The 21,810-nt window shown below is 61.4% G+C and carries 17 protein-coding genes, 1 tRNA gene and 5 pseudogenes; 15 read left to right on the forward strand and 8 right to left on the reverse strand.

What is annotated here, in order from left to right; all coding sequences use genetic code 11:
* Positions 1–3: 3 nt before the first annotated feature.
* Positions 4–608: pseudogene (locus NKJ17_RS20715) on the reverse strand (NADPH-dependent F420 reductase).
* 169 nt (positions 609–777) lie between these two features.
* Positions 778–984, reverse strand: a pseudogene (locus NKJ17_RS20720) (helix-turn-helix domain-containing protein); the annotation flags it as partial.
* A gap of 297 nt (positions 985–1,281) precedes the next feature.
* On the opposite strand from NKJ17_RS20720, the gene NKJ17_RS20725 reads away from it, so the two are divergent.
* The 3 genes and pseudogenes from NKJ17_RS20725 (at position 1,282) to NKJ17_RS20735 (ending at position 3,472) form a co-directional block, all read left to right on the forward strand.
* Positions 1,282–2,031 carry an SDR family oxidoreductase gene (locus NKJ17_RS20725; RefSeq protein ID WP_352689852.1) on the forward strand — a complete coding sequence of 250 codons (750 nt, stop codon included), beginning with the start codon at positions 1,282–1,284 and terminating at the stop codon, positions 2,029–2,031.
* A 219-nt stretch (positions 2,032–2,250) separates the two neighbouring features.
* The gene (locus NKJ17_RS20730) at positions 2,251–2,439 is read left to right on the forward strand and encodes an SRPBCC family protein (RefSeq protein WP_352689897.1); all 189 of its coding nucleotides are present in this window, start codon (positions 2,251–2,253) and stop codon (positions 2,437–2,439) included.
* A gap of 239 nt (positions 2,440–2,678) precedes the next feature.
* Positions 2,679–3,472: pseudogene (locus NKJ17_RS20735) on the forward strand (SDR family NAD(P)-dependent oxidoreductase).
* A 39-nt stretch (positions 3,473–3,511) separates the two neighbouring features.
* Here NKJ17_RS20735 and NKJ17_RS20740 read toward each other — a convergent pair.
* The 3 genes and pseudogenes from NKJ17_RS20740 to selD form a co-directional block, all read right to left on the reverse strand.
* A pseudogene (locus NKJ17_RS20740) lies at positions 3,512–3,784 on the reverse strand (hypothetical protein); the annotation flags it as partial.
* 211 nt (positions 3,785–3,995) lie between these two features.
* On the reverse strand, positions 3,996–5,765 hold the full coding sequence (locus NKJ17_RS20745) for an adenylate/guanylate cyclase domain-containing protein (protein WP_352689898.1): 1,770 nt from the start codon (positions 5,763–5,765) through the stop codon (positions 3,996–3,998).
* A 376-nt stretch (positions 5,766–6,141) separates the two neighbouring features.
* Complete coding sequence (selD, locus tag NKJ17_RS20750) at positions 6,142–7,224, reverse strand: selenide, water dikinase SelD (protein WP_352689853.1); 1,083 nt, start codon at positions 7,222–7,224, stop codon at positions 6,142–6,144.
* Positions 7,225–7,693: 469 nt separating this feature from the next.
* Between selD and fdnG the strand changes: the two genes are divergently transcribed.
* From fdnG to NKJ17_RS20800, 10 genes and pseudogenes are all read left to right on the forward strand, one after another.
* Entirely contained in the window at positions 7,694–10,780 is a 3,087-nt protein-coding gene (gene fdnG / locus NKJ17_RS20755) for a formate dehydrogenase-N subunit alpha (RefSeq protein WP_352689854.1), read from the forward strand.
* 12 nt (positions 10,781–10,792) lie between these two features.
* The gene (gene fdxH, locus NKJ17_RS20760; RefSeq protein ID WP_352689855.1) at positions 10,793–11,743 is read left to right on the forward strand and encodes a formate dehydrogenase subunit beta; all 951 of its coding nucleotides are present in this window, start codon (positions 10,793–10,795) and stop codon (positions 11,741–11,743) included.
* Positions 11,730–12,428 (forward strand): formate dehydrogenase subunit gamma, encoded by a 699-nt coding sequence (locus tag NKJ17_RS20765; RefSeq protein ID WP_352689856.1) that lies wholly within the window; start codon positions 11,730–11,732, stop codon positions 12,426–12,428. Before fdxH ends, NKJ17_RS20765 begins: the two co-directional genes overlap by 14 nt.
* A gap of 112 nt (positions 12,429–12,540) precedes the next feature.
* Entirely contained in the window at positions 12,541–13,461 is a 921-nt protein-coding gene (gene fdhE / locus NKJ17_RS20770) for a formate dehydrogenase accessory protein FdhE (protein WP_352689857.1), read from the forward strand.
* A gap of 7 nt (positions 13,462–13,468) precedes the next feature.
* Positions 13,469–14,890, forward strand: coding sequence for an L-seryl-tRNA(Sec) selenium transferase (selA, locus tag NKJ17_RS20775; RefSeq protein WP_352689858.1), 1,422 nt, complete (start codon positions 13,469–13,471; stop codon positions 14,888–14,890).
* Positions 14,877–15,668 (forward strand): tetratricopeptide repeat protein, encoded by a 792-nt coding sequence (locus tag NKJ17_RS20780; RefSeq protein WP_352689859.1) that lies wholly within the window; start codon positions 14,877–14,879, stop codon positions 15,666–15,668. The genes selA and NKJ17_RS20780 overlap by 14 nt, the downstream gene beginning before the upstream one ends.
* A complete protein-coding gene (gene selB / locus NKJ17_RS20785; RefSeq protein WP_352689860.1) occupies positions 15,665–17,173 on the forward strand; it encodes a selenocysteine-specific translation elongation factor in 1,509 nt (502 codons plus the stop codon). Before NKJ17_RS20780 ends, selB begins: the two co-directional genes overlap by 4 nt.
* A 250-nt stretch (positions 17,174–17,423) precedes the next feature.
* Positions 17,424–17,498: pseudogene (locus NKJ17_RS34085) on the forward strand (SelB domain-containing protein); the annotation flags it as partial.
* Between the two features lie 123 nt (positions 17,499–17,621).
* Positions 17,622–17,717, forward strand: a tRNA-Sec gene (locus NKJ17_RS20795).
* 162 nt (positions 17,718–17,879) lie between these two features.
* On the forward strand, positions 17,880–18,188 hold the full coding sequence (locus NKJ17_RS20800) for a hypothetical protein (protein ID WP_352507617.1): 309 nt from the start codon (positions 17,880–17,882) through the stop codon (positions 18,186–18,188).
* A gap of 55 nt (positions 18,189–18,243) precedes the next feature.
* On the opposite strand, the gene NKJ17_RS20805 is transcribed toward NKJ17_RS20800, so the two are convergent.
* Together NKJ17_RS20805 and NKJ17_RS20810 are read right to left on the reverse strand one after the other, a co-directional pair.
* Positions 18,244–18,540, reverse strand: a complete 297-nt coding sequence (locus NKJ17_RS20805; protein WP_352507619.1) for an SOS response-associated peptidase family protein — start codon at positions 18,538–18,540, stop codon at positions 18,244–18,246.
* Between the two features lie 454 nt (positions 18,541–18,994).
* Entirely contained in the window at positions 18,995–19,249 is a 255-nt protein-coding gene (locus NKJ17_RS20810; protein ID WP_352507621.1) for a type II toxin-antitoxin system VapB family antitoxin, read from the reverse strand.
* A 348-nt stretch (positions 19,250–19,597) separates the two neighbouring features.
* Here NKJ17_RS20810 and NKJ17_RS20815 point away from each other — a divergent pair, with 348 nt between their 5' ends.
* Positions 19,598–19,768, forward strand: a complete 171-nt coding sequence (locus NKJ17_RS20815) for a hypothetical protein (RefSeq protein ID WP_352507622.1) — start codon at positions 19,598–19,600, stop codon at positions 19,766–19,768.
* A 342-nt stretch (positions 19,769–20,110) separates the two neighbouring features.
* Positions 20,111–20,275 carry a hypothetical protein gene (locus tag NKJ17_RS20820; protein WP_352507623.1) on the forward strand — a complete coding sequence of 55 codons (165 nt, stop codon included), beginning with the start codon at positions 20,111–20,113 and terminating at the stop codon, positions 20,273–20,275.
* A 379-nt stretch (positions 20,276–20,654) separates the two neighbouring features.
* On the opposite strand, the gene NKJ17_RS20825 is transcribed toward NKJ17_RS20820, so the two are convergent.
* A complete protein-coding gene (locus NKJ17_RS20825) occupies positions 20,655–21,080 on the reverse strand; it encodes a YidB family protein (protein ID WP_352480135.1) in 426 nt (141 codons plus the stop codon).
* Between the last annotated feature and the right edge of the window lie 730 nt (positions 21,081–21,810).

The raw sequence follows: 21,810 nt of genomic DNA on the forward strand, positions 1-21,810 counted from the left end.
GGCTCAAGCCTGCTTCTTGAAGAGATCTTTGAAAATTAAAGGCGCCCAAGTGTTTCCTCGCGCCTGAATGAGCAGCCCACCCTCTGCGAGCCTTCCAAGGTTGACCGGTGCATAGCCGAGTTGCTCGACCAGCGTGGACACCACCCGAAGGGCGCTGTCCTTGTCGCTGGAGAGAAAAACCACTCGCCGCCAGCCGCCGATGGAGGGCTCCTGAGCAAGGACGCCTGCAGGCAGGTGGTTGAACGCCTTGACAAGCGCGGCAGCGCCAAACGCCTTGGCGACCACGGCCGAAGACGGGAGGCTGCCCAAATCGCTTGGTGAGACGCCGTAGGCGTTCGTCACATCGATAATGATCTTGCCCCGCCAGTCCTTGGCAGTGTTCGCAGCCTCCCCGTGCGCCCAGAACGGAACAGCCAGCAGGATAATATCGGCCTTGATCGCTTCGTCCAGGGAGCTGGGGATGACCGTGGTTCCGATGGCCGTTGCGAGCGGCGCGAGCGCCTTGGGCGCACGTGTGCTTGCTAGGGCCACTTCGATACCCTTGCGGGCGAACATTTTCGCGAGCGCCTGACCGACGGCCCCGGCGCGCCTATGATTGCGTAAGTCATTTCATATCTCCAGATCGGCGAATTGCCGGTACGTTCTGGAGCTTAGCTAAGGTCGTGGAGCCTCAACCGGGATTGGCGATTTCTCGACAGCGGCTGTGCATCGGCGCACCATTCACGGATTGGTCGCGTCTCGGCGTCCCAATGGAGGTCGACATCCGTGGCCAGGGACAGCGAACTCGAGGACTCCCTCACCCGCATCCGTGAGACGATAGCCTGAGGGTAGCTTCTCGAACAGGTACGCGCCGAGGCGCTGTTCCAGTTGGGCAATGCGTCGCAGCACAGTCGAGTGGTTTACCTTGAGGCGCTCAGCGGCGGTCCGAACCGAGCCTTCGCGCGAGATGACAAGAAAGTAGCGAACGTCGTCCCAGTCGATCATGTGGTGCAACCTTGCACCGCAAGCTGCGGTGTTGAAACACGCATTAAATAGCATGAATGGTGCGAATCTCTTCGTCGACCCCACAATTCTAGTTTCGCTGCAGCTCCTATACCTCGGCAATCGGCTATTCCGCGCCATTGCAGCCAGTGCGAACACCATCCCCTGGGAACAGGCGGTGCGCCAACGCACAGCCGCTGTCGAGAAATCGTCAATCCCGCCTGAGCGCGTTCGATCCCATTTGCTTGCGAGGGGGCGAGATGATCGTCGGCCCTGGACGAACGAAAAGGAGAAGCCGACATGGGAAGACTTGATGGTCGGATAGCCGTTGTCACCGGTGCGGCAAGCGGCATCGGCCTTGCCACCGCGAAGCGGTTTGCGGCCGAGGGCGCAGTAGTCGTGATGGTGGACCAGCACGGCGAGAAGGTTCGACGTGCCGCGCAGGCGTTAGGGCGGGGCCCGGATCCGGTCCTCGCCAACATCACGAAGATGGCGGATCTCGCTGCTCTTCGCGACCACGTCGCCAAGACCTACGGCTTCGCCGACGTCCTGTTTGCCAACGCCGGTGTCGCTACGTTCGCGCCGGTCGGCGAAGTGAGCGAAGAAGCGTTCGATCGAACCGTCACGACCAATTTGAAGGGCACATTCTTCACCGTGCAAACGCTGTTGCCGGTGCTCCGCGACGGCGCCTCGATCATTCTCACGTCGTCCGTGTTGGGCTCGAAGGGCGCTCCGGCTTTCAGCGTCTACTCGGCCACCAAAGCTGCAGTCCGCTCCCTCGCGCGGACCCTCACCTCGGATCTGAAAGCGCGCCATATCCGCGTAAACGCTCTCGCCCCCGGGAACACCGAAACGCCCATCGGCGTAAATGCCGGGCTGTCCCAGGAGCAGAGCGATGCCTTTTTCGCGCACACTGCCCTCGACACGCCGCTGGGCAGGAACGGTCAAGCCAACGATATCGCTGCGGCCGCGCTCTACCTCGCGTCCGACGACAGTTCGTTCGTGACCGGCATCGAGCTGACCGTCGACGGGGGCTTCGCGCAGGTGTGAGCCCGAGCCGCTGGCGCTGAGGGGCCGCCGCTAATTTCGGCATCGGCCGACCACTTCGCGCAGGCAGGTACGGCACTTTTTTCGTTTTGTCCCAACACGGAGAACAACATATTCGAGGCAATCAAATGGCCGGCAGACCTGACGCCCAGCCGATCCCCGATCCATTTCACCAACGAACTCGAGGTCGCGGCCTCTGCTGAAACGATCTGGTCGTTGCTCGTGGATCCCGCAGCTTGGCCTGGTTTCTACCCGGGCGTCGAGCACGTTCAGTTGCTTGATGGGCACGAATCGCTTCGCCTTGGCACACGGTTCGAAACCAACCTGGCCGGCCAGGACGTCTTCGCGTCAGTGCAGGAGTTCGAGCCCATGACGCGCATTGCGTGGGGCGGCTACCCGAAGGCGCGGTGACTTCGAAGGCCTATCACGCATGGATTATCACGCCCACGGCGAATGGATGCCACCTCTGGACCGAGGAGACGATGCAGGGCCCGTTCTGGATCGAATTGGGCAAAAAAGCCCCCGATGTTTTGTGGCGCACGCACGAGAAGCTCCTTGAGGATCTCGCCAAGGTCGCAACCGAATGCACTGCCTCACCCATCAAGTAAACAGCCGTCGCTGTCGCAGTCCGAAAGTGAAGGAATAGACTCATGAACATCGACCTTAAGGGCCGCAAGGCCGTTGTAACGGGTTCCACGGCGGGCATCGGTCGCGCCATCGCCGAAGGACTGGCGCGCGCGGGCGCTTCGGTTGTGATCAACGGCCGTGGCGAGGAACGCGTCGCCACAGCGCTTCGCGAGATTCGCGAGCTTTCCCACAGGCTGATCTGACGGGCGTTGCGGCTGACCTGGAGACAGCCGAAGGGGCCGGAGCTCTGTTCGCACAGGCGCCCGATGCGGATATCCTCGTCAACAATGTGGGCACAGCGCGCCCGAAGACTTTCTTCGATCTCGCCGATGACGACTGGCTAAGCCTATTCCAGCTCAACGTCATGAGTGGCGTTCGCGCCGCACGCCACTATGTGCCGAAGATGACAGCGCGGGGTTGGGGACGGGTCGTATTCATCAGCAGCGAATCCGCCCTCAATGTCCCGAAAGAGATGATCGACTATGGCATGACCAAGACGGCGCAACTCGCTATTTCGAGGGGGCTTGCCGAAGCGGTCGCCGGAACGGGAGTGACAGTTAACGCGGTCCTCCCTGGCCCAACGAGGTCCGAAATCCTGTCGAATATGATGAATGAGCTGGCGCACTCGCAAGGCATCAGCCAAGAGGAAGCGGAGCAAGTGTTCTTGACGACGATGCGCCCGACAACACTGATCAATCGATTTGCGACGACCGAAGAAGTAGCCAACATGGTTGTTTACGTTTGTTCGGAGCAAGCGTCAGCGACGAGTGGTGCCGGTCTGCGCGTCGACGGCGGTGTACTTCGGTCAATCGTCTAAAAGTGTACGGATTATAAACCAGCTTCCCTAGCGCGAGTCGACGTCGCCAGTGAGTTCCGTCGCGGCCGAGATCACTTTCACCATCTCGCGCATCCGACCCTGCAGGCGCTCCGATGACGGGTTACGGAGCGTGTTGCGGTGGACACCGGTCAACTGGGCCAGGTTGGCCACCTTCACACCCAGTGCCTGCGACAGGTGCTTCGGCGAGATATAAGGCGTGCGCGGCTCCTCAAGGCTATCGACAAAGCCTGAAACCACCGTGGAATGTGCGAGCTGTGCTTGGCAAGTGAACAGAGGCCTGACGCCTTCCAGCGCACTGCTTGTCCGTCCTCATCCGGAGCGGTTGCTAGTCTAGCGCACCAATGCGCCTATGTCGGCCATTGAGGTGACTGTTGCCACTGCCTGAAAGCAGGCATTGTTGGCGCCTTTCTGCAGGTCGCGTTTTCACAACACCGTCGTTGATTTCTCCTTTTGTGCGAGTAGCTGCAGAAGGTTGAGACGGGACACTCGCCCGCTTCAGTAATTACACCAGGCCGGCCTTGTGAAGCCCGTCTACCACTAGCTCGAAATCGTCTGGGTTCTTGTAGGGCAACACTTTGCGGCGGTGTTCCAGAGAATAATCAGGGTTGACGCGGAATAATTCCTGCCACTCATGTCGAGCTTCGTCGTAGCGCCCCAGATGGCCGTAGCTTGCCGCCAGGAGCACGCGTGAGATGTCGGTGTCAGGGTTACGAACAAGTCGCCGCTTAAGGATCCTGATTGCCTCTTCGTACCTGCCCAATTGGAACGTCGCTTGTGCCTGGAAGTGGAGGAATATATCCGGATAATACGGGTTCAAGGCAATTCCCCGATCGAAACACGCAAGCGCCTCCTCGGACCTCCCCGAATAGTGCAGCGCATTGCCGAGGCTTTCGTGCCCCTCAGCAAGGTTTGGTGCGAGGGAGATCGCACGCTCGGCTTCGCGGATGGCCACGTCGTGCCGTCGCAAATACAGACTGATAATGCCCAGCGCCCAGTGCCCGTGAGGATATCGGTCGTCGAGCGCCACGGCCCTGGTCGCCGCCTCTTCCGCCTGCTCCAGAGACTTCGACGGCGAGGGGCTCCACCGGTTTATGTAGTCGAGCCCGTGTGCGAAGGCGAGGAACGCGTAGGCGGGAGCGAACTTCGGGTCCAGTTCGATGGCGCGTTGCAAAAGGTCCCGACCCTGGCTGTTTTGCCCTCTCGTGAACCGCCACAGCCGCTCTCGGCCATGCAGAAAGCAGTCATAGGCTTCCAGGTTGTTGGTTTGTTCGGTCGCCAGTCGCTGCTGGTCGCGCTCCGTCAGGTTGAGCGCCAGCGCGCCGACGATCTGCTGCGTCACGTCGTCCTGCACGGCGAAGATGTCGGTCAGGTCGCGATCGAAACGCTCCGCCCACAGATGTCCCCCCGTGGTCGCGTCGATAAGCTGCGCTGTGATCCGTACCCTGTTGCCGGATTTGCGGACGCTGCCCTCCAGAACGTATTGCACGCCGAGGTTTCGGCCCACCTCCCGAACGTTCACGTTCCTGTCCTTGAAAGTGAAGGACGAATTGCGGGCGATCACGAACAGCTGCGACAGCTTTGAGAGAGACGTGATGATGTCTTCGGAAATTCCGTCGGCGAAATATTCCTGCTCGGCATCACCGCTCATGTTGGCGAAAGGCAGCACGGCTATCGACAATTTCGGTGGTGGCGCTGTCGAAACTAGAGCCGCTGGAAATTGTGTAGTCACTGTCTTGGCGTCAGCCGCGGTTCCAATTCGGAGCGAATAAACCCGGATCGGTTCGGCGATGTTCTTCAGCTGCGTGTTGCCGAGATCGCTGACGGAGAGGTCAAGCCTCGCCTTGACTTGACGATAGGCGTCCTCGGACAGGCAGATCGCTCCTGGCGCAGCGACGCCCTCCAGGCGCGAGGCGATGTTGACGCCGTCGCCCATCAGATCGCCGTCGCTTTCCTCGACCACGTCGCCCAAATGAATGCCGATCCGGAACTCGATGCGGCGGTCCTCCGGCACGCCGGCATTGCGCTCGACCATGCCGTTCTGCACTTCGAGGGCGCAGCGTACGGCGTCTACCACGCTGCGGAACTCGACCAGTGCCCCATCGCCTGTGCGCTTGATCACGCGTCCGTTGTGGACAGCGATGGTCGGGTCGATCAGGTCGCTGCGCAGTGCCCGCAACCTGGCCAAAGTACGGTCCTCATCCGCGCTCGCCAGCCGGCTGTACCCGACCACGTCGGCGGCCAGGATCGCGGCTAACTTGCGAGTCTCGCTCACAGGGGGGCATCTCCTCGTCTCCATATAACAGGAAGACACGTGATTACTGAAGGCCCGCTTCTGATAATCCGAGCCTCGAAGCTGCCAATCCGCCTCCGGCCCCAAATCGAGACCCTCCTTGCTCGTCGCAAAGTATCGTCAATGCGCCACGCGACCTTCCAACTTTAGACTGAAACACATCATGGCCCTCTCTTTTCCGTTAGCGGTGAGCGAGGCCTTTGATCGGGTGGAATCTAGCGCCGTAGGTGGGACAAAAACATCGAAAAACATTGGAATTCATGTGAATGCCGCGAAGCCCCAAACGTCCTCCGGACCCACCATTACCATTATTTATCAATGCTTTATAGGATGGTTCGCCCGAGGTTCGCCGAACCGTTCAGGCCTCTACTACTATTGTCGGCGCGCCGGGCCTGGCATGGCCGATGATGCGAGCCGAAGGGTAGCCGTCCGCGACGATCCTCTCGACGAGCGCCGCTGCGCTGTCGGTCTCGCAAGCAACCAGCAACCCGCCCGAAGTCTGTGGGTCCGTGAGAAGGTGGCGTCGCCACTCGGGCATGCCGGGAGGTAAGCTTACCGCGTCGCCATAACTCGCCCAGTTGCGCCACGATGCGCCGGTAACGTGGCCGTCGACCGCGAGCGAGGCAGCCTCGGAAAACAGCGGCACGTCGCGGCTGCAAATTATCAGCGTGCACCCGGAACCGCGTGCCATCTCGAGGGCATGTCCGAGCAAGCCAAATCCGGTCACGTCGGTGACCGCGTGGACGCTCGCGTCCTGCGCCAGCTCCGATCCGATCCGGTTGAGAAGGGTGGTGGAGGCGATCATTTCGCGATAGCCGCTCTCGGAAAGCGCCTGCATCTTGATGGCGGCGGAATAGATGCCGACACCGAGCCCTTTCGTCAGGATCAAGGTGTCACCCGGCCTGGTATCAGAATTGCGTCGGATATCCTCGGGTCGGCATGTGCCGATGACTGCAAGGCCGTAAATCGGCTCCGGCGAGTCGATTGAATGGCCGCCGGCAACCGGGATTCCGGCGTTGGCGCAGACAGCTTCGCCACCTTTCAGGATTTCGCGGACCATGAGCGTCGGGATCTTGTCGAGAGGCATGCCGAGTATAGCCAACGCCATGATCGGCCGGCCACCCATCGCATAGATATCGGACAGGGCGTTGGTTGCGGCAATCCGGCCGAAATCGTAGGGGCTATCTACCATGGGCATGAAGAAGTCGGTCGTTGCAATGACGCAAGTCGCGCCGTCGAGCTGCCAGACTGCCGCATCGTCGCCGGTCTCCGTGCCGACGAGAAGCTGATGATAGGGACTGGCAGCCGCCGGATCAGCGAGAAGCTGCTGCAGCACTGACGGTGCCAGCTTGCAGCCGCAACCGCCGCCATGGGCGAGGCTGGTCAGGCGCACAACGGGCGCTTCCGTGATTTCAGGCGAGAGGGCGATTGCCATGGTCATCGAGCCTCCTCTGCTGGCACGCTTTAGTAGGGATCAAAATCAACCGGAATGGAAAATGCGATCGCGCAACGCACGGCACGTTTGGAGCACGCTTGCTCTCAGCGGGTTTCGTTGAGTTAGGAAAGGCAAGGACCGTACCCGGCGTGCGAGGCACCGCCGTCATTGGGTATCGATCGAAAGGCGCCCCGACCCGCGGGAGCTGTTTCATCGCCACGCCTTACTGTATGGTAATACCTTCGTTTTCGTCAATCGCAGTCGCGGCCACGAAAACATGACAAGAAATTCAACAATAATTCACAGTGCCGATTTGCGGGCACAAACCTGCTGCGGGAAGGCCGTTCGGAGGGCACTTTTGCTGCACCGTACGCACCTCGTTCTTGGCATTGATTTTATTTGGTCCGAGACTAGTTACCCGGATTGAACCGTTGGTTCGAGTTGCCTTGTGCGGCATCGGCTTCGGGAGGAACCCATGAACATCGATCTTTCTCGACGCGCGTTCCTGCAAACAGCAGGCGCGGGTCTCGCCGGTACTACGCTCGGAGCCCTCGGCTTCGGCGATAGCGAGGCCGCACACGCGGCGGCCATACGGTCCTTCAAGCTCGCGAACACCATCGAAACACGCAACACCTGTCCATACTGCTCGGTGGCTTGCGGCATAATCTTGTATTCGAAGGGCGATCTCAGAAAGGGCGAGCCAGCCGAGATCACCCATATCGAGGGTGACACTGATCATCCGACCAATCGCGGCACCTTGTGCCCCAAAGGGTCGGCCCTGCTCGGATTTGTCAAGTCGCCGACCCGTCTGCAACATCCGATGATCCGCAAACCGGGCTCGGACAAGTTCGAGCCGATAAGCTGGGAAGACGCACTCGGCGGCATCGCCCGCCTGATGAAGGACGATCGCGACAAGAACTTCGTCGCGACGAACAATGACGGTGTGACGGTCAACCGGTGGATCACCACCGGCTTCCTCGCCGCCTCGGCTTCGACCAATGAAACCGCGTTCGCGACCTACAAGGTGGTCCGCAGCGCGGGCATGCTGGTGTTCGACAACCAGGCACGTGTCTGACACGGCCCGACGGTGGCGAGTCTCGCCCCAACATTCGGCCGCGGCGCAATGACGAATTCCTGGACCGACATCAGGAACACGGATCTCGTCGTCATCATGGGCGGCAATGCCGCCGAAGCGCATCCTTGCGGCTTTAAATGGGTCACGGAGGCGAAGGCCAACCGCGGCGCCAAGCTCATCGTCATCGACCCGCGCTTCACGCGCTCGGCTTCGGTATCGGATCTTTACGCGCCGATTCGCCAGGGAACGGATATCGCCTTCCTGCTAGGGCTGATCAACTACTGCATCCAAAACGACAAGGTGCAATGGGACTATCTGAAGGCCTTCACCAACGCGACATATGTTGTCAAGGAGGGCTTCACCTATCAGGACGGCCTCTTCTCCGGCTATAACGAGGCGAAGCGAGACTATGACAAGTCCAGTTGGGACTATGACATAGGCTCGGACGGCTTTGCCGTTGTCGACGCGACATTGGCCAATCCCCGCTGCGTCTGGAATTTGCTCAAGAAGCATGTCGCAGTCTACACGCCGGAGATGGTCGAGCGCATCTGCGGCACACCGAAGGATCGGTTCCTGAAGGTAGCCGCGATGGTCGCCGAGACGTCGTCTCCGACCAAAGCGATGACCTCGATGTATGCGCTCGGCTGGACCCAGCACTCCAAGGGCTCGCAGAACATCCGCGCCATGGCGATGCTGCAGCTTGTTCTCGGCAACATCGGTATACGCGGCGGCGGCATGAACGCGCTTCGCGGTCACTCCAACATTCAGGGGCTGACCGACCTCGGGCTGATGTCGAACCTGCTGCCCGGCTATCTGACGCTGCCGACTGAGAAGGAGGTCGATCTGGCAGCCTACATGTCGACCCGGGGCTTCAAGCCGCTCCGGCCGAACCAGATGAGCTACTGGCAGAACTACAGGAAGTTCTTCGTAAGCTTCCAAAAGTCGATGTGGGGCAACGCGGCAACACCGGAGAACGATTTCGCCTATGACTTCCTGCCGAAGCTGGACCTGCCGGGCTACGATCTGCTGCGGGCTTTCGAGCTTATGCACCAGGGCAAGATGAACGGCTATTTCTGCCAGGGCTTCAACCCACTACAGGCAGCTCCGAACAAGAAGAAGGTGATCGAGTCCCTTTCGAAGCTCAAATACCTCGTCATCATGGATCCGTTGGACACGGAGACGGGCCGGTTCTGGGAGAACCACGGGCCGTACAACGATGTCGATCCGTCGCAGATTCAGACGGAAGTCTACCAACTTCCCTCCACCTGCTTCGCTGAGGATGACGGCTCGCTGGTCAATTCGGGGCGCTGGCTGCAGTGGCATTGGGCCGGCGGCACGCCCCCCGGCGAGGCCAAACGCGATACCTGGATCATGGCGCAGCTCTATTTGCACCTGAAGGAACTCTACACCAAGGAAGGTGGTGCCTTCGCCGATCCGATCGTCAAGCTCAACTGGCCTTATGCCGATCCCGGCGATCCGAAGGCCGAGGAGCTTGCCCAGGAGATCAATGGCAGGGCGCTGGCCAGGGTAACCGATACGGCCGACCCGACAAAGGTGCTGGCCGAGGCCGGAAAGCTCTTGCCGGGCTTCGCCGCGCTGCGCGACGACGGCTCCACCTCCTGCGGCTGCTGGATCTACTCCGGCTGCTTCAACGAAAACGGCAACAACATGGCCAGGCGGGACACCACCGATCCTGACGAAACCGGTGCCTATTCCAAATGGGCGTTCTCATGGCCCGCCAACCGCCGCATTCTCTACAACAGGGCGTCGGCTGACCTCACCGGAAAGGCTTGGGATCCAAGCCGCAAGGTGATTGAATGGGACGGCACGAAATGGTCGGGCTATGATGTCCCCGACATCTTGCCAACGGCAAAGCCCGATCAAGTAGGCCCGTTCATCATGAATCCGGAAGGCGTCTCGCGCCTCTTTACCCGGGGCATGATGCGCGACGGACCATTCCCGGCGCATTACGAGCCATTCGAGTCGCCCATCGCGAACCCGATAGCTCCCAAAGTCCGCGGCAACCCCGCAGCGCGGGTGTTCGAAGGCGATCTGGCCCAGTTCGCCGAATCGGCTTCGCAGGAGTTCCCCTACGCGGCGACCTCCTACCGACTGACCGAGCATTTCCACTTCTGGACCAAGCACGTCATCACCAATGCGGTGATGCAGCCGGAGTTTTTCGTGGAAATTTCGGAACAGCTTGCGGCCGAGAAGGGCATCACCAAAGGCGGCTGGGTACGCGTCTGGTCGAAGCGCGGTTCCGTTGTGGCGAAGGCCATGGTGACCAAGCGGATCAGGCCGCTCACCTGCGATGGCAAGACCGTCCACATCGTCGGGATACCGCTGCACTGGGGCTTCACGGGAGCGGCGAAGAAAGGCTTTGGCCCGAACATGCTCACCCCCTTTGTCGGCGACGCCAACATCGAGACGCCGGAATACAAGGCCTTCCTTGTCAACATCGAGCCCATCGCCGGGCCGGTAGCGTAGGAGGCGTAAGCGATGTTTCGTCCACTTCCAAATCCTTCGACGACGGATACCGCACCGCGTTTTTCCGACAAGGACCTCATCCGCCGCTCTGCCTCGAGGGTTCCCGCGCCCGAGCAGCACTTGACGGAGGTCGCCAAGCTCATCGATGTTTCGAAATGCATCGGCTGCAAGGCGTGTCAGACGGCCTGCATCGAGTGGAACGACACGCATCCGGAGATCGGCTTCAATGCCGGCGTCTATGAGAATCCTGCCGATCTCACGCCGGACATGTTCACGCTGATGCGCTACAGCGAATGGGACAATCCCGAGACGAACGAACTCGAATGGCTGATCCGCAAGGATGGCTGTATGCACTGCGCTGACCCGGGCTGCCTCAAGGCTTGTCCGGCGCCGGGCGCCATAGTGCAGTATTCGAACGGCATCGTCGATTTCGTCCATGAGAACTGCATCGGCTGCGGCTATTGCATCAAGGGTTGCCCGTTCAACATTCCGCGCATCTCCAAAGTCGATCACACGGCCTACAAATGCACGCTCTGCTCCGACCGCGTGGCTGTCGGCCAGGGACCAGCCTGCGCCAAGGCCTGCCCGACCCAGGCGATCGTGTTCGGCACGAAAGACGAGATGAAACAGCACGCCGACGGCCGCATCAAGGACCTGAAATCGCGCGGCTATTCGAATGCCGGCCTCTACGATCCGCCCGGCGTCGGAGGGACCCATGTGATGTATGTGCTGCACCATGCCGACCAGCCGGAACTCTATTCTGGTCTGCCGAAGGAGCCGAAGATCAGCCCGCTCGTGGAGGCGTGGAAGGGCGTGACCAAATATGCCGGCCTCACCATTCTCGGCGTGGCGGCCGGCGTCGGCCTGCTTCACCATCTGGTCATGGGACCGAACAGGGTCTCCGGGACGGATGAGGAGCATGCCGAAGAGCTGACGGAAGGCGAATACGATGGCCGCGTATGACGTGAAGCCGAACGAGCAGGTACATCCCGGCAAGCCAGTGATCGTGGACCGCTACACGGTGGGCGCGCGGATCAACCATTGGATCACGGCGGCCAGCCTGATCCTGCTCGCCTTGTCCGGCCTTGCCATGTTTCACCCGAGCCTGTTCTTCCTGTCGGGGCTGTTTGGCGGCGGCCAGTTCACACGCTTCGTTCACCCATGGATCGGCGTCTTGCTCTTCTTCAGCTTCCTTGGGCTTTTCGTTCGGTTCTGGAAGGCCAATTTGTGGAGGCCCGAGGATGGAACGTGGCTCGCACGCTTCCGTGACGTATTATCCAATCACGAGGACAACGTCCCCGAAGTAGGCAAGTACAATGCCGGCCAGAAGCTCGTCTTCTGGTCAATGTCGATCCTCATCATCATCCTGATTTCGAGCGGCATTGTCATCTGGCAACAATATTTCGCCGCTTACACCACGATCGGTCAGCAGCGGGTGGCGCTGCTTGTTCATTCGATCGCTGCCGTGGCGATCATCGGCGTGTGGATTATCCATTTCTATTCGGCCATCTGGGTACGCGGCACCATTCCCGCCATGACGCGCGGACGGGTGACCGGCGGCTGGGCTTGGCGGCATCATCGCAAATGGCTGCGTGAACTGATCGCACGCAAACCGGACGGACGTTCGGGATCGAATCCCGCCGAATGAGCGGGCATTTATTTTTACGCAATTCCGGACGGAAAGCCGTTATACTTTTCGTGGAATTGCTCTGGAGCAGTATCAAGCCGACCACGTGGCCCGTGAGGTTCGTGAGGTTAAAATGCCAAGGCAACAAGATCCTTCACGCCCTGACCCGACTGTAATTGGCGAGGTCTCGGCCCCACCCTTTGCGCGCCTGCCTGATCCGCGGACCTTGTTCATTCGCCGCTCCGAGCGATTGAATGTGTTGGCGGATGGCCACCAGCTCGGCCCCTATCTCCGCTTCCTCGCTGGACTGACGGATGCGCAGCACTGCATTCAGGACGGCTTGCCGGATGTCGAATTGCCCACCGCGGAGGCGCGCGAGCGTGCACGAACCTTCGGTATGCCGCCGCTCGATCGCAACCAATTCACTTCGGATGCCGCCGTTGGAATGACGCTCGGCCGCCTGTTCGAAGTGGCAGCCACGATCGAAAAACCCGAGGCGGCCGCAGCCGCCTTGGACAGGCTGGCGAATATCGATGCGTTCGGGGTCGAATCCATGGTGCGCAATGTGCTTACCGATGCGATCCCAATGAACGCGCTTGCCGAGCATGTCTATGTCGCGGCCGCGCTGCAGGTCCACTTCGCCCGCCTCGCGGCATGTCTCGACAGCTCGAAGCTGGTTCCGGTTGCCGACGGGGCCTGTCCGGCCTGCGGTGGGCCGCCCGTATCCTCGATCATCGTCGGTTGGCACGGCGCACACGGGGCGCGGTTCTGCGTCTGCGCGCTGTGTGGAACATTGTGGAACCACGTCCGTATCAAATGTACGCTGTGCGGCTCCACCAAGGGGATAGGCTATCAGGAAATCGAGGGAGGCTCTGGCACGGTCAAAGCCGAGACCTGCGATGCATGCGGCTGCTATGTAAAGATCCTATCCCAGCACAAGGATCCGGCTCTCGATCCGGTCGCCGACGACGTGGCGACGCTCGGCCTCGACCTGCTCGTCCGCGAGGGTGGCCATCGCCGCGGATCGTTCAATCCGTTCCTTATTGGCTATTGAGGATACGATGACCGCTTCATCCGCAAACCCTTTGCGCAATCTTCCGTCGGTCGACCAAGTGCTGAAGACCCCGCTGGCGGCGGCCGCAATCGAGCGCTTCGGACGGCAGGCCGCGACGGAGGCCATTCGCCGAGCCGTCGCCGATGCGCGAATGGCCTCCCGCAATGCCGGAGCGATCGTGCCGGAGGCAAACGATCTTGCCGGCGACGCACTCTTGCAGCTCAAGGATGGCGAACGACCTTCCCTGCGCCGAGTTTTCAACCTGACCGGAACGGTGCTGCATACCAATCTCGGACGTGCCCTCCTTGCGATGGAGGCGGTCGATGCTGTTCGGCTGGCGATGCGCGAAGCGGTGGCTCTCGAATTCGATGTCGAGAACGGCGGGCGCGGCGAACGGGACGATCATCTTCGATCGCTCGTTTGCGAGCTGACCGGAGCCGAGGATGCAACCGTCGTCAACAACAACGCGGCTGCCGTCCTTCTCGTCCTCAACACGCTGGCGCTCGGTCGCGAAGCGATCGTTTCGCGGGGCGAGTTGATCGAGATCGGCGGCTCTTTCCGGATGCCCGAGATCATGACGCGCGCCGGCGCCAGGCTTGTCGAGGTCGGCACCACCAACCGCACTCATCGCAAAGACTATGTCACGGCGATCGGCCCGCAGACCGGGCTCATCCTCAAGGTGCACACATCGAACTACCGGGTCGAAGGATTCACGGCCGAGATCCGGGCCCCCGAGCTCGCTGCAATCGCCAAGGCGCATGGGATACCGCTGGTCCATGATCTCGGTTCGGGCACGCTGGTCGATCTAGCCCGCTACGGCCTTGGGCGCGAGCCGACCGTGCGCGAGGCGGTCGCCGACGGCGCCGATCTCGTCACATTCTCCGGCGACAAGCTGCTCGGCGGTCCGCAGGCCGGTTTCATCGTCGGCTGCAGGGACCTGCTCGCAGCGATCCGCCGCAACCCGATGAAGCGGGCGCTCAGGGTCGACAAGCTTCGTTTGGCCGCGCTCGAGGCGACGTTGAAGCTCTACCGCGACCCCGACCGCCTGGCCGAGCGCCTGCCGACGCTAAGGCTGCTCTCGCGCCCGGTGAGGGAAATTGCAGCGCAGGCAAAGCGCCTTGCTCCCCTGGTTGCTGACGCCGTGGCCGAAGCCTTTGCGGTCGACACGGTGGAGTGCCGGAGCCAAGTCGGATCCGGCGCGCTGCCGCTCGAAACTGTGCCAAGCGCCGGGCTTGCTCTCAAGTCGCGCTCAGGGAGCGGCCGGGCGCTCGAAGCGCTTGCGGCTGCGCTGCGTGGGCTGGGCGTCCCCGTGATCGGGCGCATCGAGAACCAGGCGCTCGTGCTCGATTTGCGCTGTCTGGAAGACGAGGCGAACTTCCTCGCCAATCTAGCCGGCTTAAATCCGGGAGGAACCGATGCGCTGGCGTGACCGCCTTGCGCGCCGCCCAGCCGAGACGCCTGTGGCCGCACGCATGACCGAGGCTCTCCAAGCCGCGCGGCGAGGCGACCATGCCGTGGCTCTCTCCATATGGGAGCCGCTCGCTCACCGGGGCGTTGCCCGCGCTCAGAACAATATCGGCGCCTGCTTCGCCGAAGGGCTCGGCGTCGAGCGTGATGCGGAAATGGCCTTTCGCTGGCTGGCGCTTGCCGCCGAGGCAGGGGATCCTGTCGGGCAAAGGAATCTGGCGTCGCTTTATTTCCGCGGCGAAGGCGTCGAGCAGGACTTTCGCCGGGCGGCCGAGCTCTATCGGGCCGCAGCGGAAACTGGCGACGGACCGGCGCAGGATATGCTGAGCTGGATGCTGCTGGAGGGCGAGGTGATGCTTCCCGATGTCGGCGAGGCGCGACGCTGGGCGCTTGCCGCGGCCGATCAAGGCATCGCATCCGCGATGACCCGGATCGGCATGCTTTATCACAATGCGCTCGGCGTGCCGCGCGATCCGGACGAGGCTGTCCGCTGGTGGCGCCGTGCTGCCATGCGAGGAGACGCGGAAGGGCAGGCAATGCTCGGTGCCGCCTGCCATCTTGGCACGGGCGTGCCGGCTGACGCGGTTGAGGCGCTGGTTTGGCTCCTGCGTGCCCAGGCAGGCGGCAGCGCCCTTGCCGGCCGCTATCTGGCTGCGGTGCGGGCCGAATTGAGCGCGGGCGATGCCGCCGAGGCCGAGCGTCGCGCCGCCGCGCCGTGGCCGGAGGCCGCATCATCATGATCGTTGGCACGGCGGGACATGTCGACCATGGCAAAACTGCACTGGTGTATGCGCTGACCGGTATAGACACCGATCGTTTGCAGGAGGAAAAGACACGCGGCATGACGATCGATCTCGGCTTCGCCTATTTGCCGGTGCCGGGTGGGGATAGCATCGGTTTCGTCGATGTTCCCGGGCACGAGCGTTTCGTACACACGATGCTCGCCGGCGCCAGCGGCATCGACTTCGTGTTGCTCGTGGTGGCCGCCGACGACGGCGTCATGCCGCAAACCCGGGAGCATCTCGCCATCGTCGATCTGCTCGGTGTCAAGCGCGGCGCCGTCCTGCTCACGAAATGCGATCTGGCCGGTCCCGAGCGCCGCACTGCGGTGACGAACGATATCCGCTCGGTGCTTGCCGGGACGATGCTTGCCGAGGCCCACCTGATTCCCGTCTCGGTCGTTACCGGCGAAGGTATCGATGAACTCAGGTATCTTTTGTTCGAGGAGGCGTCGCATCTTGCCCGGCGTGCAGTTTCGGGCCGTTTTCGATTAGCGGTGGACCGCTCGTTCACGCTGCGCGGCGTGGGCACCGTCGTGACGGGCACCGTGCTTTCGGGTTCTCTCGGTGTTGGGGACAACGTGGTCGTAAGCCCGTCAGGATTGCTTGCGCGGGTTCGATCGATCCACGCCCAGAACCGGCCGGCCGAACGTGGTCGGGCGGGAGACCGCTGCGCGCTCAATCTGACCGGCGAAAGGGTTTTCAAGGACGCGATCCGGCGCGGCGACGTTATTGTCGATCCGGAGCTTCACGCGCCGTCGGACCGGATCGATGCAAGCCTTCGCGTTCTGCCGGGTGAACGCAAGCCGATCGGCCAATGGTTTCCGGTGCGGCTCCACCATGCCGCGACGGAGGTCGGGGCACGCATCGTACTCCTCGGAGACGAACCGATCGGGCCTGGCGGCACGGCCAATGTTCAATTGGTGCTGGATAGTCCGATCGCGGCCGCTGCCGGCGACGTTTACGTGGTGCGCGACACCTCGGCGCAGCGAACCATCGGCGGCGGACATTTTCTCGATCTGCGGGCGCCCAGCCGCAAACGCCGCGCGCCGGAACGGCTGATCCAACTCGATGCCCACGCGCTATTGGCGCCCGAACTGGCCGCCGCCGCACTCCTTGATGCGCCGCCCCACTATTTCGACCTGAAGGCTTTTGCGCGCGACAGGGCGCTTAGTGACTGCGAGACGAAAGGCCTGATCGATCAACTCGGGCTTGTCCGTTTTACCGTCGGAGAAATGCTTCTCGTGCTGTCGCCGGAGCGCTGGTTGCGATTTAAGCGCGACTTGGCCGCGACCCTGGTGACCTTCCATGCCGACAATCCGGATTTGCCCGGCGTAGGAATGGAGAGACTGCGTATCGGGCTTGATCCACGTCTGCCGGCCTCCTCTTTCATAGCAGTTCTGCGGAGCCTTTCGCACGCTGGAGAAGTTGCCTTGGACGGCGCTTGTGCGACTACCCGGTCATGAGGCGCACCTGACGGCAAAGGATGAAAATCTCTGGCTGCAGATCCAGCCTCTCATTGGCGGACCCGAACGATTCCATCCGCCGAGGGTGTGGGATATTGCCAAGGTGCTGGGCTCGCCGGAGACCGAAATCCGGCGGCTTCTGAAGCTTGCCGGCCGCATGGGGAAGGTCCACGAGGTCGCTCATGACCATTTCTTCCAGCTCGAGGCATTGGCGCAGATCGTCGAGATCGCGCGCGACCTTGCTGCGTCGATGCCTACAGGGCAGTTCACCGCTGCTCAATTTCGCGATCGCGTGGGCAGCGGACGCAAGGTCGCCATCCATATCCTCGAATTTCTCGATCGGCACGGCGTGACGCTGCGGCGGGGAGACTTGCGCCGTCTGAACAGGCGCAGGCTGGACCTGTTCCGCCTGACAGGCGAGGGTGAGCCGCCGATGGCGCAAATTTCTGGAGGAGCATCGTCCCCGGTGGGGCGTCCGGACTTCAAATCCGGGAGGGGCCGCGAGTCGGTCTCTGGTGGGTTCGACTCCCACTCTCTTCCGCCATCCTAGTGAGCCAAGATGAACCCGACGGCTTCCTTTCTGAATGACCTGAAAACGGCGGCTGAGACCGCCAGGACAACCGAGGCAAGCTTCAGGCGACAAGCGGCCAATCAGATCGCGGTTCTGGAGCAGGAGCGCGCTTTCGCCTTCAGGCGGCTCAACCTCATGCAGGATATCTCCGACGCCGTGGCCTCGGCCGAAAGTGAGGAGATCGCCGTGGCCAGCGCTTTGGCCGTCCTGCGCTTGCGGCTCGGCTGGAATGCGGACAGCGAGGCGCGCACGGAAGCGATCACGCATTTTGGCCCCGTTGCGCTTGCGTTGTTCCAGGCCGGGAAGTTGCCCGACGTCGAACCCGCCACCAATATCGGCGAGGCCCTTGCGATTTTTGAGCACTGGTTCTCCGAATCCCGGGGATCGCCGTTCTGGCTGCTATTCGAGCACCAGATCGTTGACACGCCGCTGGTCGACTTTTGACCGACGGACTTTTCGGCATACCCGGATGCGAAAGCAGAGAGCGCAACGTCGCTTTTTACCGAAAGCTGCGGTAACCGGCGCCTCGGCCACCGCCGCAAGCAGCTGCTTTGGGCGCGGATATCGGAAGGCGTTCAGTCCCATGACTGGTCCGTTTGGGGGCCGTCTGCCAGATCATGTAGTCTTCGGGCTCCAGTATGACCGGCACACGGTTGTGGAACGTCGCCATGGGCGAATTCGGCTCGCAGGTCAGCACCGTGAAGCGGATGTTGTCGCCGATAGCGGGGTCGCGCCAATTCTCCCAGAGCGCCGCCAAGGCGAACGGCTCGCCCGACTTCATCGCAATGGCATACACACAGCGCTCTATGGGGGCGCGTTCCGGCTATCCGCGGAAAGGGCCGTTGTGCTTTGTGGCAAGGTCTTCGCGTCGGTTCGCGCAAGAGCCCGTCGAGCGTCAGCAGCGGCGTACGCATCGTCTTGGCATAGGATAGTCAAAGCAATCGAAATTGCTGAGGTAGCGTTTGCCAATTTCGTGTTTTTCGGCAATCGCGACGGCATAGGACAGTACCCGCAGCGGCGATCCTGGCTCGCGAAGCGCGATTCTTCTGGCTTCCAGCCATTCGACCACGACGGCCTCGGCGGCCCTATACGGGCAATTCAGCTGGTCCGGCCGGGATAGACCAATAATCGCCTCCCACGCGGCGAGCGTCGATGTGAAGGGGGAGGCGCTCCCAGCAAGGCGGCTTCATAGCTATCGGCCGTGTCCTCGCCAGCTATCATCGACACGATGGCACAGGCATCCACGAACACTATTCGTCGCCCTGCAGATCATGATCCAGGTCGTGATAGGCTTCTTGTGGGACCGGCTTTCGATCAGGTTGGAATGACAGGCCATGTTTTGCCAGAATCTTCTGTGCAGTCTCGCGCGGCCGCTCCTTTTGCATCCGGTTTCGGATTGTCTCACGGAGAGCGGATATCACCGCTTCGGTGATATTGGTGCGGTCGAGGCGGGCAAGCTCCCGCGCCAATTTGTCAGCTTCATCGTTTCGGATGTTCAAGGTCATATGTGTAGCCCCAATAGCGTATCCATCATCACGCTATTGTGTAGCTTTTTTCAATGCTTGGTCGCTACGGCGGCGGGGCGGCGTACTATTCGACGCTGCGGACATAGTAAATTCGTTTCAGCCGGCGCACCGTCATTACCTGCCGTTGCTCGGCCGAAGGATGTTCGCAGCTGATGACGACCGTATCTTGTCGCGGGCATTTTTCGCATCGCATTGGATAGGTCGTGTCGTCAACCTCGATCGGCCCGAAGGTCTTCGCGGTCCGCCACTGACGACAGGCTGTGACGCTGACGGCGAGCGCGTATGAGCAGAGCTTGCAGATATTGCACCATCGAACAACCATCCCCCATGAACAATGCGCAGGCCGAGCCTCAAGAAGAGCTTTGCTGCTCGCACGTCGGTCAGGAAGATCGTAAAACGCAGATGGGCTTGAACGCGCCGCAAGGGTATGGCTGGCTGACGAACCCCAAGAAGGCAACCTACAGTCGCGTCTACAATCTTACCAGTTTCTCGCTTTGAGGCAGCCTCAAGAAACTGTTTCGATGGTTGCGCCTGAGTGGCAACCGCATCGTATCGCTTGGACACCTCGAAATACCGCATTTCCAGAGGCGGGCGGTGCGGCAACGAGGTTGCGAACAGCCTGATGCGCGGCAGTGGCTGGATTTCGGCTCGCGCGAGGGCTGCCCTTCGTTCCACCACAGGGAGGTGAGGAGCAGGTCGCCAGCCGCTACAATGTCAGCAACGGCACGATCTCGCGGCTGCATCATAGCGTCCACAAATGCAGAATCGGCCAATTAGCAAACTTGGGTTGCTCTTCCGTCACAAAAGGCGCGTAGATTGCCGCCATTAAGGATATTGATCATGGCGTTACGCATCAGGCTGCCTGGGGGCACGCTGAAGGTGAAGAGCTATCGCGAGCTGCGCGTCCGCGAGCGGGAGCGTCGCGTGCCGGTGGTCAGGATCGGATCAATGTACGTCATCTGGTGGAAAGATCACCAAGACCCCTCCAAAAAGGCGGATGGGTGAGCCGCGTCGTTGATAATCGACAAAGGCGGTCATCGCACGTCGGCGACCGACTTCTCCATCGACGGTGGTAGACTACGATCTGTCGGCTTGCTAATAGCCTATCGTCTGCTCGCACTAGGCGTACCCCAAGCCCCCCGCCCAGCTTGGTGCGACGCGTGACCGCCCGCCGCGCCTCGCGCTCGGCGGGTTTGTCATTTCCGTCGCGGTGCCCTCTTCCGCCCGGTAAGGGGTGGTATCCTGCGACTGGCTGGTCGGATGACCACTTTCTCCTTCGCCAAGGGGCCGCCATTTAAGGACCAAATTCGCAACAATTTCCGCACGGCGTGGTTGCGATCGAAAAGCGACCCGGGATGACGTAGTTGTCGGTGGCGAGGTGGCGCTAAGTACGACCAGTCCTTGGGACCTCGTCCAGGAGATTTGGACCTTTGCTCGCTGGCAACTGACCCTCGGGCGTAAGCTTGTCCACTGCGTCGGGGAGTTCTCTTGTGAGCCGGTCGATAAGCTCGTCGTGGGACAATCCTGTTTGCTCGGCAAGATCGTCCAATGTTTGCGGGTCGATTGCCTTCTCAACCTGTTCGCGCTGAACGGGCCGGTTTGATCCTTTGCTCACCCACGAATCAACTTCGTCGCCCGCACCCACATTTCTGAGGCGGTCCAGGATGTCGCCGAGGCCGCCTGGGGGACCAGCGCTAGCGTTGGGATCGGTCGATTTCCTGCCAGCGATCAACTCGCCGATCTTGTCCCTGTTCTTGTAGGCAAGCAGGCCCAGCAACGCTATGGCGACCTTTCCTATGTCAAGGCTCATTTCGCATCTCCTTCCACAAGAAAGCAAAAGCCATGCGCTTTTGAAAGGTTCCACGGTTCGGCCTCCCACCGGGAATTCCGGGCTAGCCCCGAACCTGCTGTATATTAACATCTGCGGAGACTTTCGGGCTTTTCGCGTGTTGGAACTTTGTCCTCCAGCTACATAGCAATCGTGATCGGCTGTCGGTCACACCTGGCCTGTCGGCTTCGGTCGGCGGACTTTTTGTTGCGTTGGGTGAACATCCGCCTGCGGCGATGGTTCGATAAGTAGCACTATCCCCCCGATCGGGCCCCGCATAGGAGAGCGCCGCTTGGCCATCGAGAAGCAAAGACACGACAGAGCGTACGGCAGATGCCGCACGGGCGCTGGTCGACGACGAGCGCACGGCACGAGACGCAAAGACCGCTCGGCTCCGGGAGCAGCGGCTGAGGGCTGAAACCACTTGGAACCACGCGATGGAGCAGCTTCGCAGTGAAATGGCGTTGTTGGCGGATCCGGGATTTGGGTCGCGCGGGCCGCAGTTCTGGTTCGCTATGGAATCGGCGCTGCAATGCTTCTGGGGTAGTTCCCTACAGGTGGCGGTTTTTCGCGTTTCTTCGCGGCGAAACGTTTCGCTGCTAGGCTCAGAGATGATCCGGGGCCTCTTGGGAACTAAGGGTCCGCTTGCCAAATCCAGCAATGGCCGGCGGACCCCGTCAGCGCATGAAGGGACTTTTTATGCGCCAAATCT

It is taken from the genome of Mesorhizobium sp. M0208 (genome assembly GCF_040322015.1).
GTDB lineage: Bacteria > Pseudomonadota > Alphaproteobacteria > Rhizobiales > Rhizobiaceae > Mesorhizobium.